Source organism: Streptomyces sp. NPDC088252, assembly GCF_044740965.1.
Taxonomy (GTDB): Bacteria; Actinomycetota; Actinomycetes; order Streptomycetales; family Streptomycetaceae; genus Streptomyces.
The window spans coordinates 67305-91827 of record NZ_JBIURS010000020.1 but is presented as its reverse complement, the minus strand read 5'-3'; the positions used below and the strand labels follow the sequence as shown (position 1 = coordinate 91827).

The 24523-nt window shown below is 70.7% G+C and carries 27 protein-coding genes, 1 tRNA gene and 1 pseudogene; 6 read left to right on the top strand and 23 right to left on the bottom strand.

Translation table 11 applies throughout. The features are described from left to right. The first annotated feature begins 14 nt into the window (after positions 1 to 14). Entirely contained in the window at positions 15 to 359 is a 345-nt protein-coding gene (locus tag ACIOHC_RS32145) for a transposase (protein ID WP_401845042.1), read from the top strand. 184 nt (positions 360 to 543) lie between these two features. On the opposite strand, the gene ACIOHC_RS32140 is transcribed toward ACIOHC_RS32145, so the two are convergent. Then, positions 544 to 1308, bottom strand: a complete 765-nt coding sequence (locus tag ACIOHC_RS32140) for a GNAT family N-acetyltransferase (RefSeq protein ID WP_351081344.1) — start codon at positions 1306 to 1308, stop codon at positions 544 to 546. Positions 1309 to 1898: 590 nt separating this feature from the next. Continuing rightward, the gene (locus ACIOHC_RS32135; protein ID WP_351081320.1) at positions 1899 to 2921 is read right to left on the bottom strand and encodes a LysR substrate-binding domain-containing protein; all 1023 of its coding nucleotides are present in this window, start codon (positions 2919 to 2921) and stop codon (positions 1899 to 1901) included. A gap of 71 nt (positions 2922 to 2992) precedes the next feature. Between ACIOHC_RS32135 and ACIOHC_RS32130 the strand changes: the two genes are divergently transcribed. Next, a complete protein-coding gene (locus ACIOHC_RS32130; RefSeq protein WP_351081318.1) occupies positions 2993 to 3646 on the top strand; it encodes a maleylpyruvate isomerase family mycothiol-dependent enzyme in 654 nt (217 codons plus the stop codon). Between the two features lie 1378 nt (positions 3647 to 5024). On the opposite strand, the gene ACIOHC_RS32125 is transcribed toward ACIOHC_RS32130, so the two are convergent. Together ACIOHC_RS32125 and ACIOHC_RS32120 are read right to left on the bottom strand one after the other, a co-directional pair. Then, complete coding sequence (locus ACIOHC_RS32125) at positions 5025 to 5948, bottom strand: LLM class F420-dependent oxidoreductase (protein WP_351081314.1); 924 nt, start codon at positions 5946 to 5948, stop codon at positions 5025 to 5027. A 185-nt stretch (positions 5949 to 6133) separates the two neighbouring features. Beyond that, entirely contained in the window at positions 6134 to 6613 is a 480-nt protein-coding gene (locus tag ACIOHC_RS32120; RefSeq protein WP_351081312.1) for a DUF2000 domain-containing protein, read from the bottom strand. 52 nt (positions 6614 to 6665) lie between these two features. Here ACIOHC_RS32120 and ACIOHC_RS32115 point away from each other — a divergent pair, with 52 nt between their 5' ends. Next, the gene (locus tag ACIOHC_RS32115; protein WP_351081310.1) at positions 6666 to 7466 is read left to right on the top strand and encodes an AraC family transcriptional regulator; all 801 of its coding nucleotides are present in this window, start codon (positions 6666 to 6668) and stop codon (positions 7464 to 7466) included. 206 nt (positions 7467 to 7672) lie between these two features. Here the strand turns inward: ACIOHC_RS32115 and ACIOHC_RS32110 are convergent, their stop codons facing one another. Both ACIOHC_RS32110 and ACIOHC_RS32105 read right to left on the bottom strand, forming a co-directional pair. Next, positions 7673 to 8461 carry an SDR family oxidoreductase gene (locus ACIOHC_RS32110; protein ID WP_401845039.1) on the bottom strand — a complete coding sequence of 263 codons (789 nt, stop codon included), beginning with the start codon at positions 8459 to 8461 and terminating at the stop codon, positions 7673 to 7675. 38 nt (positions 8462 to 8499) lie between these two features. After that, on the bottom strand, positions 8500 to 9573 hold the full coding sequence (locus ACIOHC_RS32105; protein WP_351081306.1) for an acyl-CoA dehydrogenase family protein: 1074 nt from the start codon (positions 9571 to 9573) through the stop codon (positions 8500 to 8502). Between the two features lie 208 nt (positions 9574 to 9781). Here ACIOHC_RS32105 and ACIOHC_RS32100 point away from each other — a divergent pair, with 208 nt between their 5' ends. Beyond that, positions 9782 to 10948 (top strand): acyl-CoA dehydrogenase family protein, encoded by a 1167-nt coding sequence (locus tag ACIOHC_RS32100; RefSeq protein ID WP_401845038.1) that lies wholly within the window; start codon positions 9782 to 9784, stop codon positions 10946 to 10948. Between the two features lie 132 nt (positions 10949 to 11080). Here ACIOHC_RS32100 and ACIOHC_RS32095 read toward each other — a convergent pair whose 3' ends face one another. From ACIOHC_RS32095 to ACIOHC_RS32080, 4 genes are read right to left on the bottom strand one after another with little or no spacing between them, the layout of a single operon-like run. Next, positions 11081 to 12148, bottom strand: coding sequence for a nitronate monooxygenase (locus ACIOHC_RS32095; protein ID WP_351081302.1), 1068 nt, complete (start codon positions 12146 to 12148; stop codon positions 11081 to 11083). Beyond that, positions 12145 to 12921, bottom strand: coding sequence for a CoA-transferase subunit beta (locus tag ACIOHC_RS32090; protein WP_401845035.1), 777 nt, complete (start codon positions 12919 to 12921; stop codon positions 12145 to 12147). Before ACIOHC_RS32090 ends, ACIOHC_RS32095 begins: the two co-directional genes overlap by 4 nt. Beyond that, complete coding sequence (locus ACIOHC_RS32085; protein WP_351081342.1) at positions 12918 to 13766, bottom strand: CoA-transferase; 849 nt, start codon at positions 13764 to 13766, stop codon at positions 12918 to 12920. The genes ACIOHC_RS32090 and ACIOHC_RS32085 overlap by 4 nt, the downstream gene beginning before the upstream one ends. Before the next feature lie 14 nt (positions 13767 to 13780). Next, on the bottom strand, positions 13781 to 14536 hold the full coding sequence (locus ACIOHC_RS32080; RefSeq protein ID WP_351081298.1) for an enoyl-CoA hydratase family protein: 756 nt from the start codon (positions 14534 to 14536) through the stop codon (positions 13781 to 13783). A 133-nt stretch (positions 14537 to 14669) separates the two neighbouring features. On the opposite strand from ACIOHC_RS32080, the gene ACIOHC_RS32075 reads away from it, so the two are divergent. After that, on the top strand, positions 14670 to 15590 hold the full coding sequence (locus tag ACIOHC_RS32075; RefSeq protein WP_401845033.1) for an SDR family oxidoreductase: 921 nt from the start codon (positions 14670 to 14672) through the stop codon (positions 15588 to 15590). 62 nt (positions 15591 to 15652) lie between these two features. On the opposite strand, the gene ACIOHC_RS32070 is transcribed toward ACIOHC_RS32075, so the two are convergent. From ACIOHC_RS32070 to selD, 7 genes and pseudogenes are all read right to left on the bottom strand, one after another. Further along, positions 15653 to 15832, bottom strand: coding sequence for a hypothetical protein (locus tag ACIOHC_RS32070; RefSeq protein ID WP_351081340.1), 180 nt, complete (start codon positions 15830 to 15832; stop codon positions 15653 to 15655). Between the two features lie 118 nt (positions 15833 to 15950). Next, a pseudogene (locus tag ACIOHC_RS32065) lies at positions 15951 to 16145 on the bottom strand (nuclear transport factor 2 family protein); the annotation flags it as partial. Then, entirely contained in the window at positions 16142 to 16348 is a 207-nt protein-coding gene (locus ACIOHC_RS32060; RefSeq protein WP_401845031.1) for a hypothetical protein, read from the bottom strand. The gene ACIOHC_RS32060 and the pseudogene ACIOHC_RS32065, both read right to left, overlap by 4 nt. A gap of 485 nt (positions 16349 to 16833) precedes the next feature. Further along, positions 16834 to 17061, bottom strand: a complete 228-nt coding sequence (locus ACIOHC_RS32055) for a hypothetical protein (protein ID WP_351081290.1) — start codon at positions 17059 to 17061, stop codon at positions 16834 to 16836. Between the two features lie 239 nt (positions 17062 to 17300). Next, positions 17301 to 19106, bottom strand: a complete 1806-nt coding sequence (selB, locus tag ACIOHC_RS32050; RefSeq protein WP_365691906.1) for a selenocysteine-specific translation elongation factor — start codon at positions 19104 to 19106, stop codon at positions 17301 to 17303. Next, positions 19106 to 20437, bottom strand: coding sequence for an L-seryl-tRNA(Sec) selenium transferase (gene selA / locus ACIOHC_RS32045; protein WP_351081286.1), 1332 nt, complete (start codon positions 20435 to 20437; stop codon positions 19106 to 19108). The genes selB and selA overlap by 1 nt, the downstream gene beginning before the upstream one ends. A gap of 6 nt (positions 20438 to 20443) precedes the next feature. Then, positions 20444 to 21475 (bottom strand): selenide, water dikinase SelD, encoded by a 1032-nt coding sequence (selD, locus tag ACIOHC_RS32040; RefSeq protein ID WP_365691905.1) that lies wholly within the window; start codon positions 21473 to 21475, stop codon positions 20444 to 20446. A gap of 128 nt (positions 21476 to 21603) precedes the next feature. On the opposite strand from selD, the gene ACIOHC_RS32035 reads away from it, so the two are divergent. After that, a tRNA-Sec gene (locus ACIOHC_RS32035) sits at positions 21604 to 21699 on the top strand. A 20-nt stretch (positions 21700 to 21719) separates the two neighbouring features. On the opposite strand, the gene ACIOHC_RS32030 is transcribed toward ACIOHC_RS32035, so the two are convergent. From ACIOHC_RS32030 to ACIOHC_RS32005, 6 genes are all read right to left on the bottom strand, one after another. Beyond that, positions 21720 to 22007: a hypothetical protein gene (locus ACIOHC_RS32030; protein WP_351081282.1), complete on the bottom strand. Its 288-nt coding sequence runs from the start codon at positions 22005 to 22007 to the stop codon at positions 21720 to 21722. Further along, positions 22004 to 22423, bottom strand: a complete 420-nt coding sequence (locus tag ACIOHC_RS32025) for a hypothetical protein (RefSeq protein WP_351081280.1) — start codon at positions 22421 to 22423, stop codon at positions 22004 to 22006. Before ACIOHC_RS32025 ends, ACIOHC_RS32030 begins: the two co-directional genes overlap by 4 nt. 15 nt (positions 22424 to 22438) lie before the next feature. Then, positions 22439 to 22933, bottom strand: a complete 495-nt coding sequence (locus tag ACIOHC_RS32020; protein ID WP_401845027.1) for a hypothetical protein — start codon at positions 22931 to 22933, stop codon at positions 22439 to 22441. Between the two features lie 163 nt (positions 22934 to 23096). Beyond that, positions 23097 to 23429 carry a hypothetical protein gene (locus ACIOHC_RS32015; protein WP_351081276.1) on the bottom strand — a complete coding sequence of 111 codons (333 nt, stop codon included), beginning with the start codon at positions 23427 to 23429 and terminating at the stop codon, positions 23097 to 23099. Continuing rightward, positions 23426 to 23950, bottom strand: coding sequence for a hypothetical protein (locus ACIOHC_RS32010; protein WP_351081274.1), 525 nt, complete (start codon positions 23948 to 23950; stop codon positions 23426 to 23428). Before ACIOHC_RS32010 ends, ACIOHC_RS32015 begins: the two co-directional genes overlap by 4 nt. 8 nt (positions 23951 to 23958) lie before the next feature. Then, positions 23959 to 24495, bottom strand: coding sequence for a MauE/DoxX family redox-associated membrane protein (locus ACIOHC_RS32005; RefSeq protein ID WP_351081272.1), 537 nt, complete (start codon positions 24493 to 24495; stop codon positions 23959 to 23961). Positions 24496 to 24523: the final 28 nt, after the last annotated feature.

The window sequence follows — 24523 nt, the reverse complement described above, 5'->3', positions numbered from 1 at the left end:
GGTGATCTCGTTCCGTGGACCGTGGAGATCTGACGGATACGCAGTGGGGCTGCCTGGAGACGTTGCTGTCCAAGGGCAAGAAGCCGGGCCGTCCGTCGATATGGGCCGGGCGGCAGCTGATCGACGGCATACGGTTTTGCACCCGCACCGGCGTCCCACGGCGGGACGTCCCGGAGCGGTACGGGCCCTGGGCCCGGGTGCACGACCTCTTCCGCCGCTGGCAGCGACACCTCCCGCAAGAGTCGCGCCTACCTGCGCCGACGCGGCATCCCCTGCACCATCCCGGAGAAGGTCGACCAGACCCACAACCGCAAGAAGCTCGGCTCTCGCGGCGGTCGGCCACCCGAGTTCGACGCTGAGGACTACAAGCCTTGGCACGCGGTCGAGTGCGTAGTCGCCTCAAAAGGCACCGTGCCGTGGCAACTCGCTACGACGGACTTGCGGTCCGCTACGAGGCGACCGTCCTCGTAGCGGCCATCAACGAGTGGCTGTGCCAGCGCTGTTGTGAAGAAGTGGGCAGTGGGCTTGTGAAGGTCGAGCGGTTCAGGGGTTGATGACGTGTTCGGTGAACTGGCCGCAGGAGCGGAAACCCAGGCGGCGGTAGACGGGCTCGCCGTCGGCTGACGCCTGCAAGACCGCGATGCGATGGTCTCGGTCGCGGGCCGTGCGGAGTGCCGCGAGCGTGATGGCCCCGCCGTAGCCACGTCGGCGGTGGGCGGCCAGGGTGGAGATGTTGTAGATACCGGCGACCCCCGCGTGATGAAACACCTCAGCCGAACAGACCGGACGGCCCTCCACGTAGCCGACCAGGTAACGGGCCGGGCAGTGCGCGGCCAGTGCTCGCGGGGCGGCCTGGGCGAAGAAGCGGCGGACGGTGTCAGCGGGCGGGTCCCAGTTCGCGGCGAGAACCGCGGCGTAGTCGGCAAGCTGTTCGGGCGTGGCCACCGTCTGGATGTCCAGTCCTTGGGCGGCGGGCAGTGGCAGGGTGTCGTCCAGCTCCGCCCACATGGCCGTCTCGTGTTCGGACGCCGACAGACCGGCCGCCGTCAGGCGGGCGGTGAGGTCCGGTGGCGTCGAGACGGGCCCCACCCACCAGGAGAAACGCCGGCCAGTGCGAGCCAGCGTCCGAGCGGTCTCGGTGATACGTGCCGGGGCGGTTGTAGCGGTGAAGCGGGCCGCGGCAACGATGTTGAAAGTGTCGTCGTCCAGGCCGCTGTCGGCGACCAGGAGGTCACCAGCCTCTGTGACGGCCGCACCAGTCATGCTTCGATGCAGGTGACAGGCATGTTCCGCCAGGTTGCGTTCCATCCGGTCCATCAAGTCGGCTTCATTGAGGAAATGATCATTCATAGCGATTGATCTCAGCATGACCGGGCGAAGATCGCACGCGATTTCGGGTCGTCCGCCGATGGTGTCGCGCCGGCGACCAGCACATTCGAAACACGGCCTAAGGGGTGTCCCGTAATCCCTGGCGGGCGCGCGACGACAGCTACGGCACCTCGCCGCGTTGTCGGAAAGTCCGCATACATCCAGTATGCGGACGTCCCTCCGCCTTGCGATGCACCGCATCCGACGCCGCGCACTGATCCACCACGGATTACGGGACACCCCTTAGCCGGGCCCCGAAATTCAGGCAGGTTGCCCCGGCCCACGATGATCAGTGGGGGCAGGAGCACGGGAAGCAAGTGGTCACGACCCCTTGTGATCACGGAGGTGTCGAAGCTTCACGATCGGCAAGGATGCCGTGTCCGTTCGTCGGGCCCTCCCACGCCCGCCGCTGCGCCGTCAGCAGCCCGCGTCCGGAGCCGGACCGAGCCCACGGCGAGGAAGTCGCCGCGCCGTTGGCCGAGTTCGTCCGCATTCCCGATCCCCGTGCCGAGCGTGGGCGCCGCTTCCCACTACCGTCTCTCCTGGCGTTGTCCGTGTGCGCGCTGACTCCGGCGGGTGTTCGGCCTGCTCGATCCGGCCTGCCGGGGCACGGCCGCCCCGACGGCAGCCGCGTCTGCGGCCTCTTGGGCGAGAGTCGCACGCAGCAGGTCCAGGAAGGCTGCGGCAGCAGGGCCGGAAGGGCCGTCCGTCCGCCAGGCCAGGGCGATCCGGCCGCGTAGCCGTGGTTCGGTGATCTCCAGCGTCCGTAGTCCGAAGGCTGACGCTGCGTCGCACCGGAGCGCCGGAACCACCGCCACACCGAGACCGCGGGCGGCGAGCTCGGCAAGGAACAGTGGGGCAGCTGCCTCGAAGGCGATGCGAGGCTGGAACCCGGCCTGCGCGCAGGCCCGGTCGAGTACCCCTCGGACGCCCGTGCCGCGCGGCAGGCTGATCAGTGGACGATCCCGGAGTTCGGCCAGCGGAATGCTCGTGCGTCCCTCGTGCATGATGGCCGGATGGTCCGGGGGAACGGCGGCGACCAGGGGTTCGTCCACCACGACCTGGAGGGAGATGCCCGGTGGGGGTTCCTCGTCCGTCAGCCCGATGACGGCGATGTCCAGGTGCCCGCGGTTCAGAGCGGCGAGCATACGCTGCGACGTGTCCTCGGTCAGGACGATCTCCACCTGTGGGTGGTCATCGTGGAAGCCTGCCAGGACGGAGGCCAGGTCGAACTCGTGGGCGGCCGCGCCGGCACCCGAGACGAGGCCGACGTGGACGTGACCGCGGAGCAGCCCCGTGAAATCGTCCACGGTCTGCCGTATCGCTTCGACTGCGGTGAGCGCTGCCCGCGCGTACGGGAGTACGGCCTCACCCACTTCCGTCGGGGTCACCGACCGGGCGGAGCGGTCCAGCAGCGGCTGGCCGAGTTCCCTTTCGAGTTGCCGGATCTGGGCGCTCACCCCCGGCTGTGCCAGATGCAGGCGGGCGGCGGCGCGGGTGAAGCCTGCTTCCTCCACCACTGTGACGAAATACCGCAGCTGCCGAATGTCCATAACTGGTGATGCTAGCTGCGAGACATGCAAACTCTTGGACTTGTGGCGGGGCTGCCGTGACCCTTGATGCCATGAGGAGAGCGACATACCAGCGACCGACTGCGGAGATCAGAGCGGCGATTGCTGCTGAACGCCAGGAGTTGGCGGCCGTGCTGGACGGGCTGTCGGAGGAGGAATGGGACGCGCCGACCCTGTGCGCGGGTTGGCGTGTACGGGAAGTCGCGGCCCATATGTCGCTGGGGTTCCGGTACTCGTTGCCCAGGATGGCGCGGGAACTCGCTCAAGCGCGAGGCAACATCCACCGGATGACCGATCGATGCGCGCGCAAGGACGCGGCCACTCATTCGACGCGTGAACTCGCCGCACTGCTCAGGGACAACGCGGTTCACCCCTGGACGCCGCCGGTCGGCGGGTTCGTGGCGGCCCTGGGTCATGACGTGATCCACGGTCTGGACATCACGGTGGCGCTGGGCCTCGGTCGCCGGGTGCCCGAAGACCGTCTGTGCATCCTTCTGGAGAGCGTCGACGCCAGGACCCTCAAGTTCTTCGGAGCCGACCTTCAAGGCATCGAACTCCGCGCCGACGACCTCGACTGGTCCTTCGGTGCCGGGACGCCGCTGTCCGGCGCCGCGCAGGACCTGCTTCTGCTCGTATACGGTCGTAGGCTTCCTCCGGGGCGCCTCCACGGTGAATCGAGCGATCGCTTCGTGGCCGTCCAGGCGTGACTTCCGCCGTCCAGGTGTGCCTGCGGCGGGTCGTGATCGGTCATCTCTTCGATCCCGAACAGCGCCGCCGGGACTGCCTCGGCGGCACGTGGTGCGACACCACCGCGAGGGCGCTCGATGCCGGTCGGTTGTCGAAGGGACCCGTCGCACCAGCCGGTGAGCAGTACAACAGTCCTCCGGTCCCGCCAATACGCCAGTACGCCATTACGCCGGCTGTCTGTATCGGCTGGATCGCGCCCCGGAGACTGACCACCCCGTGCGCGCCCGGTGAACCATGTGCAACAGACTCGGACAACAGGTATCTGCGTCACGGCACGCGCCGTCGCCGACGGAGATGGCGACGGATTCGTAGCCCGTGGGCAACCTGCGTTTCATGGCGTGGACCTCGACGCAGAACGCGGCGTCCGTGCCTTCGGCGGTGACGGTGTAGTCGGCCTGTTCCGCGCCTCCGCCCCTCCGGGTGGACAGCGTGCTTCCCGGGGCCCCCGACGTACGCCTCGACAGCGAGGCGACCCAGCGGAATCTCAGCACCACGCTGCGCGGCGCTCACCAGTTCTGCGCCGCGACGGCGTGACCGCCTTGCCCAACAGCCTGCCTGAGCAGAAAACGGTGATGGTTCTGCCCACCACTGACACCCGGCCACAGAATGTGTGCCAGAGCCCGCGGTCCGACAGCACCCCGCCTTCCTCGCGGGCTGACGGGGCCGTTCCGCGGTGGAGGTACGGTCGGCCCATGACGCACTTCACGCAATCCCTGGCGGCCCGGTGAGCGGGTGGTGGAACTACCTGGAGGACCGGACCCGCCGGGAGGTCGACGAGAACGTGCTGCGCGACCGCACGCTCATGGCGGTCAAGGCCGTTTGGCGAGCGCTGCGTCCGCTGGGGCTGGGTCTGCGCGAGGCGGAACAAGTGGTCCACGCGCGCTACGAGGTCTTCGGCGACCGCGTGCGGCGCACGCAGCCCGATCCGCTCGATGTCCCCTCGCTCGCAGCCCGTGCTGTCACCCACCCGGGCCGGGTGGCCGCGGTCGAGGCCCTCTGGGGCGGCGACACCGTTCACGACTGGTTCGTGCTCCTGGCAGCGGTCATGGACGACCCATCCGGGGAAGCGCATCTGGCGACCGTCCAGTGCCGCACTGGCGGGCCCGCGCCGGGAACCGCAGCAGGCAGGGCAGGGCAGGGCAGGCCTTGGCCCACCATCTCGGAGTGCCGTTCCACTTCCCTTCCCCGGACGTCCCGGACGACGAGGCCCCACGCCGGCGGGCGGTCCAGCGCCTGTCCGAAGCCCCTTGACCGGGAGTGCGAGCGGATGAGTCAGAACACCGTCCTGCGCTTCGCCCGTGCTGCTTCGAAGACCCGCCTACCACCACCCGCCGACACTCAACCGGCCAGCCCTCCAAGGAGATCCCAGGTACGGCGCCGATCGGTGGCCCCGGCGATCTCGGTGCCCGAGAACACCACCTCCGTCGCCCCGGCATCCCGGTACCGTCGCACCTCGGCGGAGACCGCCTTCTCGTCACCGATCACCGCGACATCGGAGGCCCGCAGGGCGCCGGAGAGTTCGATGACACGTGCGTAGGACGGGATCTGCTCGTAGAAGGCGAGCTGTTCGGTGGCCTTCTCGCGTACGGATTCGACGTCGTCGGTGACCACTCCGTGCACCAGCGCGACGATCCGGGGCGCGGGCCGGCCGGCGGCCTCTGCAGCCGCGGTGACAGCCGGAACGATGTGTTCGCTCAGGGCACGCGGCCCGGCGAGATAGGGCAGGATCCCATCCGCCAGCTCACCGCTGGCGCGCAAGGCCTGGGGGCCCATGGCGGCGACGAGCAACGGCACACCGTTCTCGGCGCCCGGCACACGCGCGGGAATCGGTGTAGTGGCGGTGAGCAGTTCTCCGTGGAAGTCGGCGGTGCCGGTCTCGGTCAACTGCCGCAGAGCGATGAGGAACTCACGCAGGCGCGCGATGGGCCGTTCGAAGGGGATGCCGAAGCCCGCCTCGGTCAGGAGTTTGGTGCCGAGCGCCAGTCCGAGATGGTAGCGGCCGTGTGTGGCCGCCTGGGCGGTCTGGGCCTGACTGGAGACCAGCAGGGGGTGGCGGCCGAATACCGGAATCGCCGACGTGCCCACGTGCAGACCGGGTACTTCTCGCCCGACGACTGCTGCGAGCTGGGGTGAGTCCGCGCCGAAGGTCTGTCCGAACCAGGCCGACCGCAGCCCGGCAGCCGCAGCCTCGTGCGCGAGTTGCACAGTGGCATCGATCTGGTTGGCGGCGTCCGTCGCGTTGAGGGCTACTCCAATGGTCATGCCAGTGCGAACCAACTGCGGTCGACCGCGCATTCCGGTTGTTGTGTGACAACTCTTTGTCGTTCGTGTGTACACGTCCGCTGTCGCCGACAGAGCTCCGGCCCGCGGACATGCCGAACAGTGGCCCCCGCACTGATGCGGGGGCGTGCCTGTCTCTGCACGGTGCTCACACCGGGGCGCGTTGGTCAGGGATGCATCCGCGCACCCTTGAGGACCTTGTCCACCGCGTTGCGCGGCCCGTAGACGGCCATCCCCACCAGATCGAGCCGATCCCTGCCCACGGTGCGCACAGCCGCCCGGTTGTCCCGGTCGTTGCCCGTGCCGAACAGCTCCGAGGTGAACACGGCTGTCGGGAGTGAGCGGGACAGCGCACGAGCGTGCGCGGTGGTCAGCGTCTCCTTCGGCCCCTGGAAGACCAGCACGGGCTGGCGGAACATCGGCAGGTACGTGGTGTCGTCCGCGTCCGTGTACGGCCCGCCGACCACCTCCGGTGACACGGTGCCGAGCCCGCTGACCACGAAGGCGGTCACATTCAGCCGCTGCCAGGGCTCCAGGTCGTCGCGCAGTAGTACGGCGATCTTGGTGTCGAAGCGGACAGGCGCGTCCTCGGATCCCGCACCGGTCACGATGCGGACCCCCGCCTCGGTCTCATCCTTGGTTCTCATGCTTTGAGACTGCCGGGCTCGCGCCCGCTCGGTCTTGTACGTTCTTTGCGTGATGCCACGGCAGGAAGTCTCCGCCTGGCGCCCGCCGGTCGCGGGTGTCGTGGAGGTCTTCCACGCCCACTTCACCGAGCACGCGTACCCCATGCACGTCCACGATTCCTGGACCCTGCTGATCGTCGACGACGGGGCGGTCCGCTACGACCTGGCCCGCCATGAGCGCGCCACTCCGGGCGACACCGTGAGCCTGCTCCCGCCGGAGGTCCCGCACAACGGCTCACCCGCCACCCCTCACGGCTTTCGCAAGCGCGTGCTCTATCTCGACATGTCGCAACTGGACAAAAGCTTCATCAATCCCGCCGTGGACAGCCCCGACCTGGCCGATCGCGTCCTGCGCAGACGCGTCGGGCAGCTGCACACAGCTCTCGCCGGCCGGGGCGACGAGTTCGAGGCGGAGAGCCGTCTGGCCCTCATCGGCGAGCGCCTGCGCGAGCACCTGCGCCCCGGGTCGGCCGTCGCCGGCCCGCGACCCGACCGCGGCGTCGCCCACGATCTGCGTGACCTCCTCGACGAGCGACTGCGCGAAGCCGTCACTCTGGCCGAGGCCGCCCGTCTGTTCCACGTCCACCCCACGCATCTCGTGAGGGCGTTCAGCGCCGCCTTCGGCATCGCACCCCACCAGTACGTGACATCCCGCCGTGTCGACCTGGCCCGTCGTCTGCTCCTCGACGGACAGCCGCCGGGCGAGGCGGCGGCCGCTGCCGGCTTCTACGACCAGTCCCACCTCACCCGGCACTTCAAGCGAATCGTGGGCATCACCCCGGGCCGGTACGCCCGAACAGGCGCCGCCGGTTGAGCACGAGGCGCCCGCGTTTGTCGCCGCGCGGATAGCTCACCCGGGCCATCGCGGGACGCGGAGGCGGCCTTCGTCCGGTCCTGCGCTCCGACCGCGGCGTACCCATGCCCCTGATGTCGCGGCAGCGCCCCCCTCGTCCGTTCAGCGTCTGTGCTCTGTGCCAGGGCCTCTTGGGGGCCGGATCACGGGCGGGGTCCTCGACCCGTTCACTCCTGCCCGTCGGCCGACTTCGCGGCGAGATGGCGGGCGGGGAACTCCCCACCGCCGTGCACCGCGAGATCCGCCCCGTTGACATATCCGGACAGCCCGCTCGCCAGGAACAGGCAGGCGCGGGCGACGTCCGGGGGGACGGCCATCCGTCCCATCGGGATGACGCGCGCCACCGACGCCCCGCCGTCCGTGCCGTAGACGGCTGCCGCGCTCTCGGTGCGGATCAGCCCGGTGGTGATGTGGTTGACCCGCACCTCGGGAGCCCACTCCAGCGCAAGCGCCTTGGTGAGGGCCAGCAGTCCGGCCTTGGCGGCCGTGTAGGCGGCGGTGCCGGGCTGCGGGTCGTGCGCGGAGACGCTGCCGATGTTGATGACCGAACCGCCGCCGTGCTGGGTCCTCATGACGCGGTGGGCCGCCTGCGCCACGTAGAACGGCGCGAGCAGGTTGAGCGCGACGATCCTCTCCACGAAACGGGGCGAGACGGTGGCCGCGTCGGCGTCCGGGGAGCCGCCCGCGTTGTTGACGAGCACGTCGAGGCGGCCGAAGCGTTCCAGCGCCGTGTCGACGAGCCGGACCGCCGCCGCGGGGTCGCGTACGTCGGCGGAGACGAAGACCGCTGCCCGGCCCCGCACCGCCGGCGTCGTGTCAGGGGCGTTGCGGCCGCAGACGACGACGTCCGCCCCTGCGTCGAGGAACGCCTCGGCGATGGCGGCACCGATGCCCTTCGTGCCGCCGGTGACGAGCACCACGCGTCCCGTGAAGTCCAACGGGTTGTCGATGTCCATGATGTACGGCCTCTCTGCCGGGTGTGCCCGATCGGTGGTCAGTTCGCGGCCAGCCCGAGCCCGGCGGCGAGCCGTGCCCGGTGCCGCGCGGCCGAACCGAACAGTTCGCCCGCCCCGTGCGCCCGCTTGAAGTAGCGGTGCGCGTCGTGCTCCCAGGTGATGCCGATGCCGCCGTGCAACTGGATCATCTCGCCGGCCACCGCCGAGAACGCCTCGGAACAGACCGACTTCGCGACAGCGGCGGCCCGTGGCAGCGCGCCGGGGTCCTGGTCGGCGGCGAAGGCGGCGCCGAGCGCCGCCGAACGCGCCGACTCCACCAGGACGTAGGCGTCCGCGAGCCGGTGCTTGACGGCCTGGAACGAGCCGATGGGGCGGCCGAACTGGACGCGGTCCCGGGCGTAGGCGACGGTGAGTTCGAGGCAGCGCCCGGCCGCGCCCACCTGCTCCGCGGCGAGCGCCGCGCAGGCCAGGTCCCGTACCTGCGCCAGGCTCCGTCCGCCGTCGCCGTCCACGCCGATCAGCTGCGCCTCGGCGCCGTCCAGCACCCACTGTGCCTGGCTCCGCGTGCCGTCCATGGTGACGACGGGTGCGCGGTGCGCCCCGGCGGCGTCCACCGCCACGTCGAAGAGCGAGACCCCGGCCGCCGTACGGGCCGCGACGAGCAGCACGTCGAGCCGGGGCCAGTCCAGTACGTGCTCCTTCGTCCCGGTGACGCGCCAGGTTCCACCGGGTCCGGGCACGGCCTCGGCGCGTACCGCCTCCGGTTCCCAGGACCCCTGCTCGGCCCAGGCCAGGGTTCCCACCGAGCCGCCTTCGGCAAGCCGCGGCAGCAGACGTCCGCAGGCCGCCTTGTCGCCGGTGGCGAGCAGTGCGCCGACCGTGAGTACCGCCGAGCCGAGGAACGGCAGCGGACTCAGGCTCCGGCCCAGTTCCTCCATCAGCACATGGACATCCCGGGCGCCGCCGCCCGCCCCGCCGTACTCCTCGGGCACGGCGAGACCGACGACGCCGATCTGTTCGGTCAACGGCCGCCAGGCCTCAACTCCTTCGTACCGGGTCAGCAGTGACCGTACGGCCGACCGCAGTTCTTCCTGCTCCTCAGTCAGCCGCATCGGGCTGCTCCCCTCGGTGTGGCACGCACTGTCGTGCGCGTCGGGCGGCCAGTACACGGGCCCGGCAGACGGCCGGGGCGTCCCGGCGGCCGCGCGGCGGGCGGGCCCTGCGGACCCACAGGGACGGGCCGATCGCGGCGGTGCAGCCGACGGACCTGTGCGCCTTCCGCGCTTCCCTAACAAGTGTTTGGTAGATTAACGTAATCCCATGAGCAGCGTCGAGGAGTTCCGCACCGAGATCCGCGGCTGGCTGGTCGCCAACCTCACCGGTCCCTTCGCGGGTCTGCGAGGCCGTGGCGGACCGGGCCGCGAGCACGAGGCCTTCGCCGAACGGCTCGCCTGGGAGCGGCACATGGCGGCAGCCGGCTGGACCTGCGTGGGTTGGCCCGAGGAGTACGGCGGCCGGGGCGCGAGCATCGAGCAGCAGGTCGCCTTCCACGAGGAGTACGCCCTCGCCGACGCGCCCGCCCGCGTCAACCACATCGGCGAACAACTGCTGGGCCCGACCCTGGTGGCCTTCGGCACGCCGGAGCAGCGGGCCCGTTTCCTGCCGCCGATCGTCGCGGCCGAGGAACTGTGGTGCCAGGGCTACAGCGAGCCCGAAGCCGGTTCCGACCTGGCGAACGTCCGGACCAGGGCCGAGCGCGACGGCGACTCCTGGGTGGTCACCGGACAGAAGATCTGGACGTCACTCGCCCACGAGGCGCAGTGGTGCTTCGTGGTGGCCCGCACCGAGCCCGGCTCGTCCCGCCACAAGGGCCTGTCGTACCTCCTGGTCCCGCTCGACCAGCCCGGCGTCGAGATCCGGCCGATCGCCCAGTTGACCGGCACCAGCGAGTTCAACGAGGTCTTCTTCGACGGGGCCCGCACACGCGCCGAACACATCGTCGGAGCCCCGGGCGAGGGCTGGCGCGTCGCCATGGCCACGCTCGGCTTCGAACGCGGTGTCTCCACCCTCGGTCAGCAGGTCGGCTTCCGGCGCGAACTCGAAGCCCTCATCGAACTGGCCGGACGCAACGGCGCCGCGGACGATCCGCTGGTCCGCGACCGCCTCGCCAGGGCCTGGACGGGACTGGAGACCATCCGCTGCAACGCCCTGCGCATGCTCGACGGCGTGGCGGCGGGCGCACCCGGACCCGAAGCGTCCATCGGCAAGATCTTCTGGGCCACCTGGCACCGGGAGCTCGGCGAACTCGCCATGAGCGTCCGCGGTGCGGGCGGCATGCTCGCCGCCGGCGAACCGTACGAACTCGACGACTGGCAGCGGCTGTTCCTCTTCTCCCGCTCCGACACCATCTACGCCGGATCGAACGAGATCCAGCGCAACATCATCGCCGAGCGCGTCCTCGGCCTGCCCAGGGAGATCCGCCCCTGACGCCCCGGCCGCCCCATGTACCGGGGCGCTGTCCCTGGACGGGCGCACCGGGTGGTGGCCGTCGCCGTCCCCTGCACACGGATCGGGGCGGTCCGGCGTCCGGACCGCCCCGGCGGCGTACGCGGGAGACCGTCAACCGGCCCCGGAGAGCGTCTTCAGCGTGGCCTGCGCCTCGGCCACGATGCGGTCGACGAGTTCCGCACAGGACGGCAGATCGTCGATCAGGCCCGCCACCTGCCCCGAGGCCATCACCCCGAGATCGGTGCGACCGTCGATCATCGAGGCCTTCAGAAGCATCGGGGTGTTGGCGGCCATGAGGACCTGACTCCAGGTCAGGTCCTTGCCGTGCCTCATCGCCAGTCCGTCGCGGACCAGCCGGGGCCAGCTCGCCCCGGACTCCTTCCTGAGGGCCGAGGCATGGCGCAGCGCCCGCAACAGCGAGGCCGCCCGCCCCGAACGCTCCAGGGCGTCGACCAGTTCGGTGCGCAGCATGCGGTGCGGCAGCCCGTCCGCCTTGGTCGTGACCGTGACGTCCTTCACCGTGGCGGCCAGGTACTTCGCCTTCACCGCCGCCGGGACGGTGCTGTCGGAGGTGAGCAGGAATCGCGTGCCCATGCCGATCCCGGCCGCCCCGTAGGCGAGCGCGGCGACCAGACCGCGGCCGTCGTGGAAGCCGCCGGCCGCGATCACCGGGATGCCCACGGCGTCCACGACCTGGGGGAGCAGTATCGTGGTGGCCACGTTCCCCGTGTGGCCGCCGCCCTCGCCGCCCTGCACCATCACCGCGTCGGCACCCCACGCGGCCACTTTCTCCGCGTGTCGCCGGGCCCCGACGGAAGGGATGACGACGACGCCCGCGTCCTTCAGCCGGGCGATCAGTTCCTGCGACGGCGCGAGCGCGAAGGACGCCACCCGCACCCCCTCGTCGATGATGATCCGTACCCGTTCGCCGGCGTCCCCGGCGTCCGCCCGCAGATTGACGCCGAACGGCGCGTCCGTACGGGACCGGACCTCGCGGACCGCAGAACGCAGCCGTTCGACGCTCATCGTGGCGGAGGCGAGAATCCCGAGGGCTCCCGCGTTCGCGGCGGCGGACACGAGACGAGGGCCGGCCACCCAGCCCATCCCGGTCTGCACGATCGGATGCCGGACCCCGGTCAGTGCGGTGAGCGCGGTGGGGATCGACCCGGGCCCGCTCATGCCGGAACCTCGCGCTCACGTTGCCCCTTCGGATCGATGACCTCGCGGATCAGCCGCAGTTCCGCCTCGGTGGGTTCGCGGGTGAGGGGCACCTCGTCGGGGATCGTGAGGGCGAATCCGGTGGCCTCGGAGACCTGCTCGACGGTGACTCCGGGATGCAGGGAGCGCAGCCGCATCGTACGGTCGGGGGTCTCGAAGTCGAAGACGCCCAGATTGCTGATGACGTCGGGGATGCGGTGGTAGCGGGTCGCGGAGGGGCCGGCCGCCGCGGCCCGGTCGTACCCGACGCCGCTGACCATGTCGACGCGCTCGACGAACACCCGCGCCGAATGCCTGGGCACCCAGTAACTCGTCGGATTGTTCAGGGTGTTGCCGGGAGCGCCGCGCACGCCGAGCAGCTGTCGCACGGGCCTGGCCCAGTCGCCGATGCAGGAGATGTTCTGGTTGCCGTACCGGTCGAGCTGGCTGGCGCCCATCATCACGTGCCGGCGGCCGGTGGCGGTGAGTGCGAGGTGCTGACGGAACGGCAGCCAGCCCTCGATGATCCCCGGCTCCACCCCCACCGCGGGCACGTCGCCCATGAGCAGCGCTTCGCCGTCGGTCAGCAGCAGGTCGGGCGAGAAGGTGAGTTTCGCCAGACGCGCCCCGATCGCCGGGACGGTGCCCATGGGGCTGGCGAGGACCTCGCCGGCGTTCCGCCAGGCCTCGGCGCAGGCCACCACGCAGTAGTCGGCGCGGGTCGCCGTCGGGGTGCCGGTCTCGGTGGCGCTCATGCTTCCTCCTGGTGGAACGCCGTCACAGCGGCCTGGTACGCGGCTTCGTCCCCGGACAGGAACCGTTCGTCGAAGGCCCGCCACGCCTCGGGGTCGCGGGCGGCTCGGACGTAGGCGCGCTGGAAGGCCTCGTCGCGCTCGTGGTCGGGCACGCAGGACGTGAAGTGCGCGCCGTTCGGTGTCTCGACGACGCCGTCCACGAACAGGCGCTTGACCAGGAGGGTCTGCGGTCCGTGCTCCTTGAGCAGGTCCGCCGTGTCGACGATCCGCTCGCAGGAGACGTACGCGTGGTCGGCGGCCTCGCAGAACAGGTCGTCGAAGTACGGGTCGGGGCCCAGGTACTGGCCGTTGCCCTGTGCGTCGGCGCGGTTGAGGTGGACCAGGGCCGCGTCCACACGCAGGGCCGGTGCCGCGACCAGCTCCTCACCGTCCTCGTACGGTGAGGTGATGGTGCGCAGCGACGGGTTGACCTTCAGCACGTCCGATCCGAGACCGGCCCGTACCGGCATGAACGGCAGCCGGTGAGCCCCGGCGGTCAGGCCCCACATCAGCATCGCCTCGTCGAGCTCGACCATCTCGAACGTGCCCCGCTGCCGGGCCGCGGTGAAGTGCGGTTCGAGCGGTATGGAGTCGAGCGTCCCGAACGCCGCGACCAGCTTGCGGACCTTTCCCGCGGCCGCGAGCAGGCCGACGTCCGGGCCGCCGTACGAGACCACGGTCAGGTCGGTGAGGTCCGAGCGCAGCAGCGCGCGCACCAGCGCCATCGGCTTGCGGCGCGAGCCCCAGCCACCGATGCCGATCGTCATGCCGCTCTCCAGACGGCCGACGACATCGTCGGCCGTCATCGTCTTGTCCTGTGTCACGCCTGCTGCTCCTTGTCCGTGCCGAAGGTGTCGCGCACGCGGTCGGCGACGCCGCTGAGATTGGCCTCGAAGGTGAAGCCCTGCTCGAACCGGTAGCTGCGGCGTACGTCGACCGGGTCGATGCCGTTGATGGCGGCCTTGGCCAGCCGGATCAGACTGCCGTCCTTGGCGGCGATCTCACGAGCGAGTTCGAGGGCGGCCTCCGCGAGACCGTCGCGCGGGACCACCCGCCACACCGAGCCGTGCCGGTGCAGCTCCTCGGCCGTCGCCGTGCGCGAGGTGTAGTACAGGATCCGCATCAGGTGCTGGGGGACGAGTCGTGCGAGGTGTGTGGCCGCGCCGAGTGCGCCGCGGTCCAGCTCCGGGAGGCCGAAGGCAGCGTCGTCGCTGGCCACGACGGCGTCCGCGTTGCCCACCAGGCCGATGCCGCCGCCCAGGCAGAAGCCGTGCACGGCGGCGACCACGGGAACCTCGCACTCGTAGACCGCGGCGAACGCCTCGTAGCAGCCCCGGTTGGCGCCGATCAGCGCCTCGTGCCCGGCCGTGCGCTGCATCTCCTTGATGTCCACGCCCGCGTTGAAGCCGCGGCCCTCGGCGGTGAGCACCACGCACCGGACCTTCGGGTCGGCTCCGGCGGCGCGCACTGCGGCGGCCAGCTCGTACCAGCCTTGCACGGGGAGGGCGTTGACCGGGGGGAAGTCCACGGTGACGACCGCGATGCCCTCTTCCGGGGCGGAGGTGGAGACACCCATGAGCAGATCAGCTACCTTTCCACCAAATGTTTGTTAGGTAGAACGTAGCAGTGATGCGGAAGCCACGGGAGAGAGTCATGCCACTGAGCGGTACGGCCGCCCCGCTCCCGCCCCAACCGGAAGGACACCCGACATGACCACACCGACCGCCCTGTGCGCCGGCCGCGTCGCCGTCGTCACCGGCGCCGGCCGCGGACTCGGCCGCGCACATGCCCTGGCCCTCGCCGCCGAGGGCGCCAGGGTCGTCGTCAACGACCTCGGCGTGGACCTCGACGGCTCCGGAGCGGGCAGCGGTCCCGCGCAGCAGGTCGTCGAGGAGATCCGTGCGTCCGGCGGTGAAGCCGTCGCGCACAGCGGCGACATCGCCACCACCGACGGCGCGGCCTCCCTCGTCGCCACCGCGCTCGACTCCTTCGGCCGCCTCGACACCCTCGTCAACAACGCCGGATTCCTCCGCGACCGGATGCTCGTGAACCTGGACGAGGACGACTGGGACGCGGTGATGCGCGTCCACCTCAAAGGGCATTTCCTGCCGCTCAAGCACGCGGCGGCGCACTGGCGCGCCGAGGCCAGGGTCGGCCGGCTCCCCGAGGCCCGTGTGGTCAACACCAGCTCGGGGGCAGGGCTGTCGGGCAGTGTCGGCCAGGGCAACTACTCCGCGGCAAAGGCGGGAATCGTCGGCCTGACACTGGTGGCCGCCGCAGAGATGGGCCGTTACGGGGTCCAGGTCAACGCGATCGCCCCGGCCGCCCGCACCCGGATGACCGAGCAGACCTTCGCCGAGTCCATGGCGGCGCCCGGAGGCGGTGGATTCGACGCGATGGCCCCGGAGAACGTGTCGCCGCTCGTCGTCTGGCTGGGATCGGCGGCATGCGCCGGGGTGACCGGCCGGGTCTTCGAGGCCGAGGCCGGCCGGATCACCGTGATGGAGGGCTGGCGGCCGGGCCCCACCGTCGACAAGGGCGCCCGCTGGAGCCCGGCCGAGGCCGGGGCGGCGGCGGCCGAGCTGCTCGCCGCGTCCGAGACGCCCCAGCCGGTGTACGGCGCCCGCTGACGCCGCACCGCGACGCACCGCGGCGGGGCGGTGGTGTGCCACCGCACCGCCGCGCCGTCTCCTCAGCCGCGGGCCGACTCGCCGCGCGCCCCGCCCGCCAGCAGAGCGGGAGCCTCGGGGCGGCCGTCCAGAATCCGGTTCGTCCGGGTGACCACGTGCCAGCCGGAATCCGTGCGGCTCAGCCGCCAGTGGTTGGTGGTGGCTCGGCGCACCACGTACCTGCCCTCCTCGTGCACCACCATCAGCGAGTGGCACACCGCGACCGCCTCGTCGCCGTCGACCGTGATGTGCGTCGGCCACCACGACGTGTGCGCACCCCTGCCGGATCCAGCCCTGATGTGCGGGGGACCGCACCATCTCGCGGATCCGCTCCCGGCCCGCGAGAAAGATCTCGTCGATGTCGTAGACACCGTCAGGAGCCCAGAGCGCGGCGACACCGTCCGCGCCACCGCCGTCTACCAGCGGCCCGTGCGCGGCTGTCGTCCGGGCGATGTCGCGTTCGTCCTCAAGCCGCCTCAGGCGCGCCTCGACGGCGGCCGGCCGGTCCTCGGTCATGCCCGTCCCTCCCGGGCCGACGTCGTGCCGGGCCGGCCGGACAGGTCGGCGATCCCGGCGAGCGCCTCCAACTGTTCGACGTAGTGGCTCGCGGACTCGGCGGCCAGCGACACACTGACCGGAGTGGCCCCGGCCTCCGACACCTTCCGCAGCGCCTTCGACGCACGGTCCGCGTCGCCGGACGGATCGAGCGGACGGCCCACGCCAAAGGGCCCCGTCCGGTCCCGCACGGGCCCGTCCGGCGGGCACCGCGCGGTCACGGGGCGGGCGGGGTCAGGGGTGCCGCTGCTTCGGTAGCCTCGGACCATGGCTGACGAACGCCCTACAGCTCGAAGCCGCTCCGGTGACCGGTTACCCGCGCACCGGCCAGTCATCACCTACATGGACTGCTCCCGCTGCGGCACCCACATCGCGGGACTCGACGGCCGCTACGCCTGCGCAGGGTGTGGATGGGTCAATGACTACTCCGAGGGCCACTCCGTCCCGGTACATGACCGGTAGAGCGGCGCCGGCGGGCATCGCGTCCCGGCTGAACAGCCCCTGACTCGCCGTCCAGCCGAAGCCGAGGCTTCCTGTCACGATTCGCCGGGCCTGTGGACGCGGGAGAGCCCGCCCGGCCTGCTCGACCTCGGGAAGGTGCCGTAGCGGACCGGGACCGTTCGGTCGGTGCTCGGCCGGGGTCGGACCGCTACGCGGGGGACTCGTACCGATGGGCCTCGGCGCCCGTCCACCGGACCACGGCGGGGTTGTCGAGGATCCGTTCCGGATCCGCCATTCCGGCATCGGCGAGAAAGACGACGAGATCGTGGTCGCTGTGAGCGAGGCCGAGTCTCTCCTCACGGTTGTTGATGTGCACCGTCACGGGACGCCCGCCGGACGGGGTCGGGGCATGGACGGTGATGGGTGCTGTCGCCATTCCCCCATGGTGTCCCGCACAGCCGACCGACGCATCCCGATGACCGGACGCGCGAGGACGGGACCGGCGCGAGGTCCGGGTGGCGCAGTGGCCAGGTCCGGCCGCGGCGAAGGTGTCCCGGGCGTCGGAAGGACCTCGGGGCGGGGCGGTATTTTCCCGCGGAGAGGCCTGATCACGAGCGTGACGGCGGCCCCGGTACTGAGCGTTTCGGATCGGGAACGGCTCACGCCCGAGGTCCCTCACCGGTCGGATCCGTCCGGTCCGAAGGCCGTCGGCCCTCCGGTGCGCAGCCGCCGCTCCTGGGCGTTCGTACGGACGGTGAGTCCCAGCCGGTCGAGGTACTCGAACAGCGGGACCGCGACTCTGCGGCTCGTACCGAGGCAGGCGCGCCCCTGGCTCACGGTGAAGGGCTGAGGCAGAGCAGCGAGGCGGCTCACCGCGGTCCGGGCAGCGTCGGGCAGCAGACATACGTCGTCGGTGATCCGCAGGAGGAGACCGTTCTGCTCGGCCGCCGACAGGTGCTTCCGGGTGAGTCCGAGCGCCTGCAGTTCGGGAACGGACGGCGGGGCGAAGGGGGCGCTCTCCAGCCGCTCACGCACCTTTCCGACGGCGCTCAGCACGGCCTCGGGGAGAGCGCCACCCGAACCCGGACGCCGAACGCCCGTGGCGTCACTGACGAGGACCGTTGCGCCGATCAGGGGCCCCAGCAGCCGTGAGTCGGGAAGACCGACCATACGGGCAGCCGCCGCCCGTGGCATCCCGGGTGCGAGCGGGTGACGCTCCGCCCATGCGTCGACGACCCGCATCAGCTCCGTCCGCCACGACTCCCAGAGGCTGTTGTGGATCACCCAGTCCCCGACTCTCCTTGTCGTCGAGGGAGGCTCGACACCGGGCCGCAGCAGACCGGCTTCCAGCAGATCGGACCGCCTGGCGCAGTGGTGCAGCCGCATGTACCGCGCGCAGTCGGGGGCTTGTGGCAGTGACGAGAGTTCCACGGCACGCGCGGTTGCCGCGCCGCGGCGACGCAGTGGCGTGGGCCTCGTGTCGAGGATCGTCGCTCCGGCGACGATCCGGTGCATACCGGGGTCGCGCAGCAGGACACGCTCCCCGACATGCAGGGGGAGCGGTTGCGCGAGCGTGAGCCGGCCGGTCTCCCGGCCCAACGGGCGGAGCCGGGCGGGGACGGCCGCGGATCCCAGATGCAGAACCAGGTGGTGGGTTCGGATCTCCCGCACGTGGTGGAGCCGCACGTCGATCCTGGACACCTGGGCCCACTCCCCGGGACCGATCAGGGCGTGCCCTCGGGCCACGTTCTCGAGCGCCGTGCCCCGGAGGTTGACCGCCAGCCTGGCAACCGCCCCGGCGCCGGTCACGGTTTCCTTGAGGCTTTGAAGACCCCGTATCCGCACCTGTGTGCCGGAGGGTGCCAACACGAGTTCGTCGCCGCGCTCGATCCGCCCGGTGGCGAGGGTTCCGGTCACGACCGTGCCTGCGCCACGGACGGTGAAGGCACGGTCGATCCACAGCCGGGTCGGCCCTTCGGTGTCGGCTGCGGGAAGGGAGTGGACGAGGCGGTCCAGCGCGGTCCTGAGCCGGTCGATGCCACGGCCCGATGGAGCGTGGACGGCTACGGCCTCGATGTTCTCCAGCGGCGTACCGGCGAGCCGGTCGCGTGCTTCGGCGACGGCTGTTTCCGGGTCGGCGAGGTCGGTGCGGGTCACGGCGAGCAGACCGTGACGCACGTTCAGGGCCGTCAGCGCCGCCACGTGCTCCTCGGTCTGCCTGCACCAGCCCTCGTCCGCCGCGATGACGAGGAGGGCGGCGGGCACAGGGCCGATCCCGGCCAGCATGTTGGTGATGAAGCGGTGGTGACCGGGGACGTCGACGAAGGCCGCCGTCACTCCGGACGGCAGCTGTGTCCAGGCGAATCCCAGGTCGATGGTCATGCCGCGCCGCTGTTCCTCGGCCCATCGGTCCGGTTCCATTCCCGTCAATGCGCGTACGAGGGTGGATTTGCCGTGATCCACGTGCCCCGCGGTGGCCATCACGTGCACGGCGAACCGTCCAGCCGGCGGGACACCGCGAGAACGGCCGCCGCAACCGAGGGATCCGCGTCCGGCGGGACGCAGCGCAGGTCGAGGAGGCAGAAGCCCCGGTCGAGACGGCCCACGACACTGGGGTCACCGGTACGCAGCGCGGCGGCGAACGACGGGGCCAGCCGCACCGCCCATCCGGGCAGTTCCACTCCCGGTGCGCCTCCGCCGCCGACCGCGCCGGCACAGGGCACGGCCGTTGCGTCCACATCGGCGTCGCGCAGCCGCGCAACCAGCGCCCGCACTCTCGCTTCCTGTGACTCCGGGGTGGCGTGCAGGGCCTGGTCGACGCGTGTCTGCGGTGTGCGGAGCGTGGCTTCGAGTGCGGCGAGAGTGAGCTTGCCGACACGCACGGCGCGGGCGAGCGGGTGTCGGCGGACGACCGTGACCAGGTCACGGCGTCCGAGGACGATGCCGGCCTGCGGCCCACCGAGGAGCTTGTCCCCGCTGGCCGTCACGAGGTCCGCACCCGCGCCGAGCCACTGCGTCGCGTCGGGCTCGTCGGGGAGGGCCGGGTCGGCGTGCAGGAGACCGGAGCCGATGTCGGCCACGACCGGCACGCCGAGACCGCTGAGTTCCCGCACGGAGACGGACGAAGTGAAGCCGAGTGTGAGGAAGTTGGAGGGGTGGATCTTGAGGACGAACCCGGTGTCGGGGCCGACCGCGGCGGCGTAGTCGGCGAGGTGGGTCCTGTTGGTCGTGCCGACCTCTCTCAGCCGGGCACCGGTGCTCGTCAGTAGGTCCGGCAGACGGAACCCGTCGCCGATCTCGACGAGTTCGCCCCGGCTGACGATGATCTCGCGGCCCTGGGCGAGGGCGGTCGCGATGAGCACGAGCGCTGCCGCGCCGTTCGTGGTGACGTGTGCGTCCTCTGCTGCGGGCACCGCGTCCAGGAGGGCGTCGACGGTCCCACGGCCCCGCCGGGCCCGTGTTCCGTCGGCGAGGTCGTACTCGACGTCGGTGTACCCGCTGGCCAGGGTCATTGCCTCGACCGCCGCGGGGGACAGCGGGGCCCTTCCCAGGTTGGTGTGGACGACCACACCGGTGGCGTTGATGACGGGCCGCAGCGTGGTCGGGCCCGTGGGCAGTGCTGCCAGGACGTGGGAGAGGACCTGTTCCGGCAGCAGATCACCGTTCCTGGCGTGCTGCTGGGCGTCCCGGACCAGGCCGCGCACCCGGGGCCGGCCGATCCGGTCGGCGGCCCGGACGAGCCGCGGGTCGGCCAGGAGCGTGTCGGTACGGGGGATGGCGCTGCGCCGGTCGGCGCTCTTCTGCGGGTTCATGCCGGCTCAGCCGATGATCAGCGTGTGTTCGCGGGCGGGCACGAGTTCCCCGATGACCGGGGCGCCCGGGATCTCACCGGCGACCAGCAGGCCGCCGGAGGTCTGGGCGTCGGCGAGCAGGAGGCGTTCGGTCTCGGGTACGTCCCCCCAGGTGGTGTGCGGGTCCGTCCAGGCGAGATTGCGTCGGGTGCCGTTGCTCACGTACCCATCCCGTGCCGCTTCCCTGGCCCCGTCGAGGTAGGCGACGGCGGACGGGTCCAGGAGTGCGCTGACACCGCTGGCCCGGGCCATCTTGTAGAGGTGACCGAGCAGTCCGAACCCGGTGACGTCTGTGGCACAGGTGATGCCCGCGGCAAGCGCGGCCTGCGAGGCCTCGTGGTTGAGGCGCGTCATGGTGTCGATGGCCTGGGGGAAGGTTTGGCCGGTTGCCTTGTGACGGGTGTTCAGCACTCCGATGCCGAGCGGCTTGGTCAGCGAGAGCGGGACACCGGCCCGTCCGGTGTCGTTGCGCAGCAGACGCCGCGCGTCGGCGATGCCTGTCACGGCGAGGCCGTACTTGGGCTCGGCGTCATCGACGCTGTGACCGCCCGCGAGATGGCAGCCCGCCTCACGAGCCGTGTCCATGCCACCGCGCAGCACCTCCGCGGAGAGCTCCAGCGGAAGAACGTCGCGGGGCCAGGCCAGCAGGTTCACCGCGAGGAGCGGGGCGCCGCCCATGGCGTACACGTCGGACAGGGCGTTCGCTGCGGCGATGCGCCCCCAGTCATAGGCGCTGTCGACGACCGGGGTGAAGAAATCGGTGGTCAGGATCAGCGCCGAGTCCCCGGTCAGACGCACCACGGCTCCGTCGTCGCCGGTGTCGAGGCCGACCAGCAACTCGTGTGCGGACGAGACGGGTTGGGAGCGGGAAAGGGCGGAAACCGCGTTCTCCAACTCACCGGGCGGAATCTTGCAGGCGCAACCACCGCCCCGTGCGTACTGTGTCAGCCGCACCTGCTCGGGGGTGGGGGCGTGTGACGGTTGCTGTGTGAGTGTCATGTCATCCGGTTCGTTCGTGGTGAGCGGCTCAACGCGATGAGGGCGCCACGCTCCGTGGCACGGCCGCGGCAGCGGGCGGAAGCCTGAACGGGCCGCCGCGCCGCCGCTTTTGCTCTAGGGTGTGTGGCGGAGGCGTCAGGGTTTCTGGTGGGCCTCCCCGCCTTCAAAGCGGGAGGGACGGGGTACCCCCGTCCGGCGGGTTCGATTCCCGTCCGCCTCCGCCACACGTCCGGCCGGGCCGGGATCAGCTTCCGAGAAGCGTTCCCGGTCCGGAACGTGCCGCCCGGACCCTCACGACGCTGTCGGGGCCCGCCCACACGTGCACGGCCGAGCCGGTGCGACGCACGGAGCCGGTGTCGACGGTCTCGACGGCGGAGTCCACGTCGACTTCCGGACGCCGCAGGTGCACGGCGAACACGTCCTCCGGGGTGCCTTCGGCCGCGATCCCCATGGCGACGTAGACGTTCTTGGTGCCATCGGGATTGCTCTTGATGAACGCGTACCCCCGGTCTGTCGGGGTGTGGTTCCTCATGACGGACTTCCTTTCCCAGTCGTGGACACGGAACCGGTGGCGAACAGTGGTTCGCCGGCGGTTGCGGGCGCGCCGAACATGACGTGCTTCCAGTCGCCCGCGTACGGATACACACCGCATGCCGTACGGATCCCCGTGCGCGCGGGCATCCGGGAGGCCACGATGTGGTGGCCGACTCTTCCCATGGAATAGACGCTGTCCAGGTCCTGCCACAGCGAGATGCTCAGCACGGTCCTGCGGCGCCACTGGACGAGCGTCGTGCCACCCAGGAACCCCTCGGCGGCCCGGCGTACCTCGCGCTTGACCTTGACGTGCAACCCGAGCACGAGCAACAGCCTGAACAGACTCTGGCATTCGAACCTGGTGACGAATATCTGGCCCTTCTTGTCACCGGACCGCTCACCGGAGATGTCCACACCCCCCTTCCCGCGTCACCATGCTCCGACCGCCGTCAGCATGCCGACGACCACCAGAAGGGCTCCCGCCGCCCGCCGCGTCGGTACGAACCACGGCTGCAGGCGATCGCCGAACTCCGAAAGGGGCACGAAGTTCCAGGTGATGCTCCGCAACGCGATCGTCAGCACGCCGACCACCGCCATGCCGACGAGACAGAGCCAGGAGAACGAGGGGTGCAGCAGCAGCGCCGCGGCCAGCGCCGCCCAGGTGAGCGACGTGGTCTTCTGGGTGGTGAACAGCAACGCGAGGTCGAAACCCCACGAAAGACCCAGCATTCCCGGTGGGTGGGTGCGTACCAGCGACTGCGGGACCTGTCGCCAGATGTGCGGCGTGCGGTTCAGCAGGTCCGCCACACCGAGGATCACAGCCACCATTGCCATGACGACCTGCAGCCCCGTGTGCGGGACGAGCACGGCCAGGCCGGCGCCGATGACGTAGACCACCAGACTCATCAGTGTTGCGGCGATCACTTCTCCTGCGAACAGACCGGCCAGGAAACGCGTTCCCTCGGATCTGCTGCGGGTCAGCATGGGACCGGCGACCCCGGCCATGGACTGGCCTCAAGGGCTGAAGACTTGAAGGACCGCCGCCATGCCGGCGATCGCCAACCACGTCACCACGTGTGCTCCCCGCTCAGTTGTACTGGCAGCGGTAGGCGGACTGCGCGTTGCCGGCCGTCTCGCAGCAGTAGCAGTGCAGGTAGCCGCCACTGGAGGTGCAGCCCCAGATGTACGCGGCCCTGGACGAGCAGTCGGTGTAGTTGGACAGGTAGCCGGAAGTCCCCGGCGGGTGTGCGAGGTTGCAGCAGTCGGCGTTGCCCGCGTGCGCCGTGGACGAGCTGGCGAACACCGCGGCCGAGGCCATCAGGCCACTCGCCCCGATACCGCCCAGCACCCGCCGTCGTCCCACACGGGCCTTCTCCGCGCCGCCGAGAGCATCACGTGATCTCTTCCTGAAAACGGTCATGCCATTTCCTCCGTGGCTGTTCCGATCTGGATGCGTTCCAGAAGTGGGCTGACCCTGCCGAACGCGAAGGCCTCGGTGAGCACGCCCCCGTTGAACACCAGGGCCGACGGACTCTTGCCGACACCGAAGTTCTCCGACACCCAGGCGCCGCCCGCGTCGATCGCATAGCTGCCCGGGGGCAGCGCGTGGTCCGCGGCGAACTTCTCGCCTTCCTCGGCATTCGCGCACGTGACCACGGTGCCGACAGGCCTCCGGGCCACGAGTTCAGGACGGTGACCGATCTCGTCGGCCACCGTGGCACATGTCGCGCACACGGTGCTCAGCACCAGGAGCGCGGAGCGTCGGGCGCCGACCAGCCCCGACAGCGGCTCGGGCCACTCGTCCGCCTCGGCGCCGGGCCGGAACTCCTCCAGGGCGACGATCCGGCCGTCCTCGGGATCGGGGACACGGGAACTGAGCTCGCCCATCATCGCAAAGAGCAGCACTACCGCGGCGGTCAGTATCAGCAGTGCGAACGCCATAACGACCATCATGATGCGGATTCCCATCGCCGGAAGAAATTCTTTACGACGACCCAGCCCGTCCGGCGCTGCGACAGGATCAGCCAGCCACCGGAAAGGATCGTCACCAACAGCACGGTGAAAGTCAGGACGGATACGTCGATGTGTGAGGGGCCGAATGCGTGAACGGCCGCAGCCGCGATGAAGAAGGCGCCGACAACCGTGTTCACCGCGCCCAGCGGACGCGCGGATTCGGCTCCGAAACAGCCGCAGGGCTGCTTGCTTCCGCGTACTGACCCGGCTGTTCCCAGCAGGGCGAAGCTCAGACCGAGTACCGCGACGAGAGCGCTCGCGGCCCAGCGCAGAGCCGGCGTCAGAAGTGCGACGGCGGCGATCGATTCCCAGGCCGAAACAGCCCGGACCATTGCCGGCGAAATGACTGCGCGCCCGCCGAGCGCCTCGCTGACGGCCGCGGACGCCACACCGGGCGACACGGCCTTGGCGGCAGCGGAACGCAGGAGCACGGTCGCGACGATCGCATCGGTGAACGACGAGAGAGGCAGCAATGCGTGCACACCTTTCGAGGCGCAAACG

Bases quoted from the DNA above. Each gene is read 5' to 3' on its own strand.
- selD (WP_365691905.1), bottom strand. From the start codon at position 21,475: ATGACACTCACACAGCAACCGTCACACGCCCCCACCCCCGAGCAGGTG.
- ACIOHC_RS32140 (WP_351081344.1), bottom strand. From the start codon at position 1,308: ATGGAACGCAACCTGGCGGAACATGCCTGTCACCTGCATCGAAGCATG.
- ACIOHC_RS32115 (WP_351081310.1), top strand. From the start codon at position 6,666: ATGCCACGGCAGGAAGTCTCCGCCTGGCGCCCGCCGGTCGCGGGTGTC.
- ACIOHC_RS32070 (WP_351081340.1), bottom strand. From the start codon at position 15,832: ATGGTGGTGCACGAGGAGGGCAGGTACGTGGTGCGCCGAGCCACCACC.
- ACIOHC_RS32125 (WP_351081314.1), bottom strand. From the start codon at position 5,948: ATGACCATTGGAGTAGCCCTCAACGCGACGGACGCCGCCAACCAGATC.
- selB (WP_365691906.1), bottom strand. From the start codon at position 19,106: ATGGCCACCGCGGGGCACGTGGATCACGGCAAATCCACCCTCGTACGC.
- ACIOHC_RS32085 (WP_351081342.1), bottom strand. From the start codon at position 13,766: ATGACGGCCGACGATGTCGTCGGCCGTCTGGAGAGCGGCATGACGATC.
- ACIOHC_RS32090 (WP_401845035.1), bottom strand. From the start codon at position 12,921: ATGAGCGCCACCGAGACCGGCACCCCGACGGCGACCCGCGCCGACTAC.
- ACIOHC_RS32015 (WP_351081276.1), bottom strand. From the start codon at position 23,429: ATGACCGTTTTCAGGAAGAGATCACGTGATGCTCTCGGCGGCGCGGAG.
- ACIOHC_RS32080 (WP_351081298.1), bottom strand. From the start codon at position 14,536: ATGGGTGTCTCCACCTCCGCCCCGGAAGAGGGCATCGCGGTCGTCACC.
- selA (WP_351081286.1), bottom strand. From the start codon at position 20,437: ATGAACCCGCAGAAGAGCGCCGACCGGCGCAGCGCCATCCCCCGTACC.
- ACIOHC_RS32055 (WP_351081290.1), bottom strand. From the start codon at position 17,061: ATGGCGACAGCACCCATCACCGTCCATGCCCCGACCCCGTCCGGCGGG.
- ACIOHC_RS32100 (WP_401845038.1), top strand. From the start codon at position 9,782: ATGAGCAGCGTCGAGGAGTTCCGCACCGAGATCCGCGGCTGGCTGGTC.
- ACIOHC_RS32105 (WP_351081306.1), bottom strand. From the start codon at position 9,573: ATGCGGCTGACTGAGGAGCAGGAAGAACTGCGGTCGGCCGTACGGTCA.
- ACIOHC_RS32095 (WP_351081302.1), bottom strand. From the start codon at position 12,148: ATGAGCGGGCCCGGGTCGATCCCCACCGCGCTCACCGCACTGACCGGG.
- ACIOHC_RS32135 (WP_351081320.1), bottom strand. From the start codon at position 2,921: ATGGACATTCGGCAGCTGCGGTATTTCGTCACAGTGGTGGAGGAAGCA.
- ACIOHC_RS32110 (WP_401845039.1), bottom strand. From the start codon at position 8,461: ATGGACATCGACAACCCGTTGGACTTCACGGGACGCGTGGTGCTCGTC.
- ACIOHC_RS32075 (WP_401845033.1), top strand. From the start codon at position 14,670: ATGACCACACCGACCGCCCTGTGCGCCGGCCGCGTCGCCGTCGTCACC.
- ACIOHC_RS32120 (WP_351081312.1), bottom strand. From the start codon at position 6,613: ATGAGAACCAAGGATGAGACCGAGGCGGGGGTCCGCATCGTGACCGGT.
- ACIOHC_RS32030 (WP_351081282.1), bottom strand. From the start codon at position 22,007: ATGAGGAACCACACCCCGACAGACCGGGGGTACGCGTTCATCAAGAGC.
- ACIOHC_RS32130 (WP_351081318.1), top strand. From the start codon at position 2,993: ATGAGGAGAGCGACATACCAGCGACCGACTGCGGAGATCAGAGCGGCG.
- ACIOHC_RS32010 (WP_351081274.1), bottom strand. From the start codon at position 23,950: ATGGCGTTCGCACTGCTGATACTGACCGCCGCGGTAGTGCTGCTCTTT.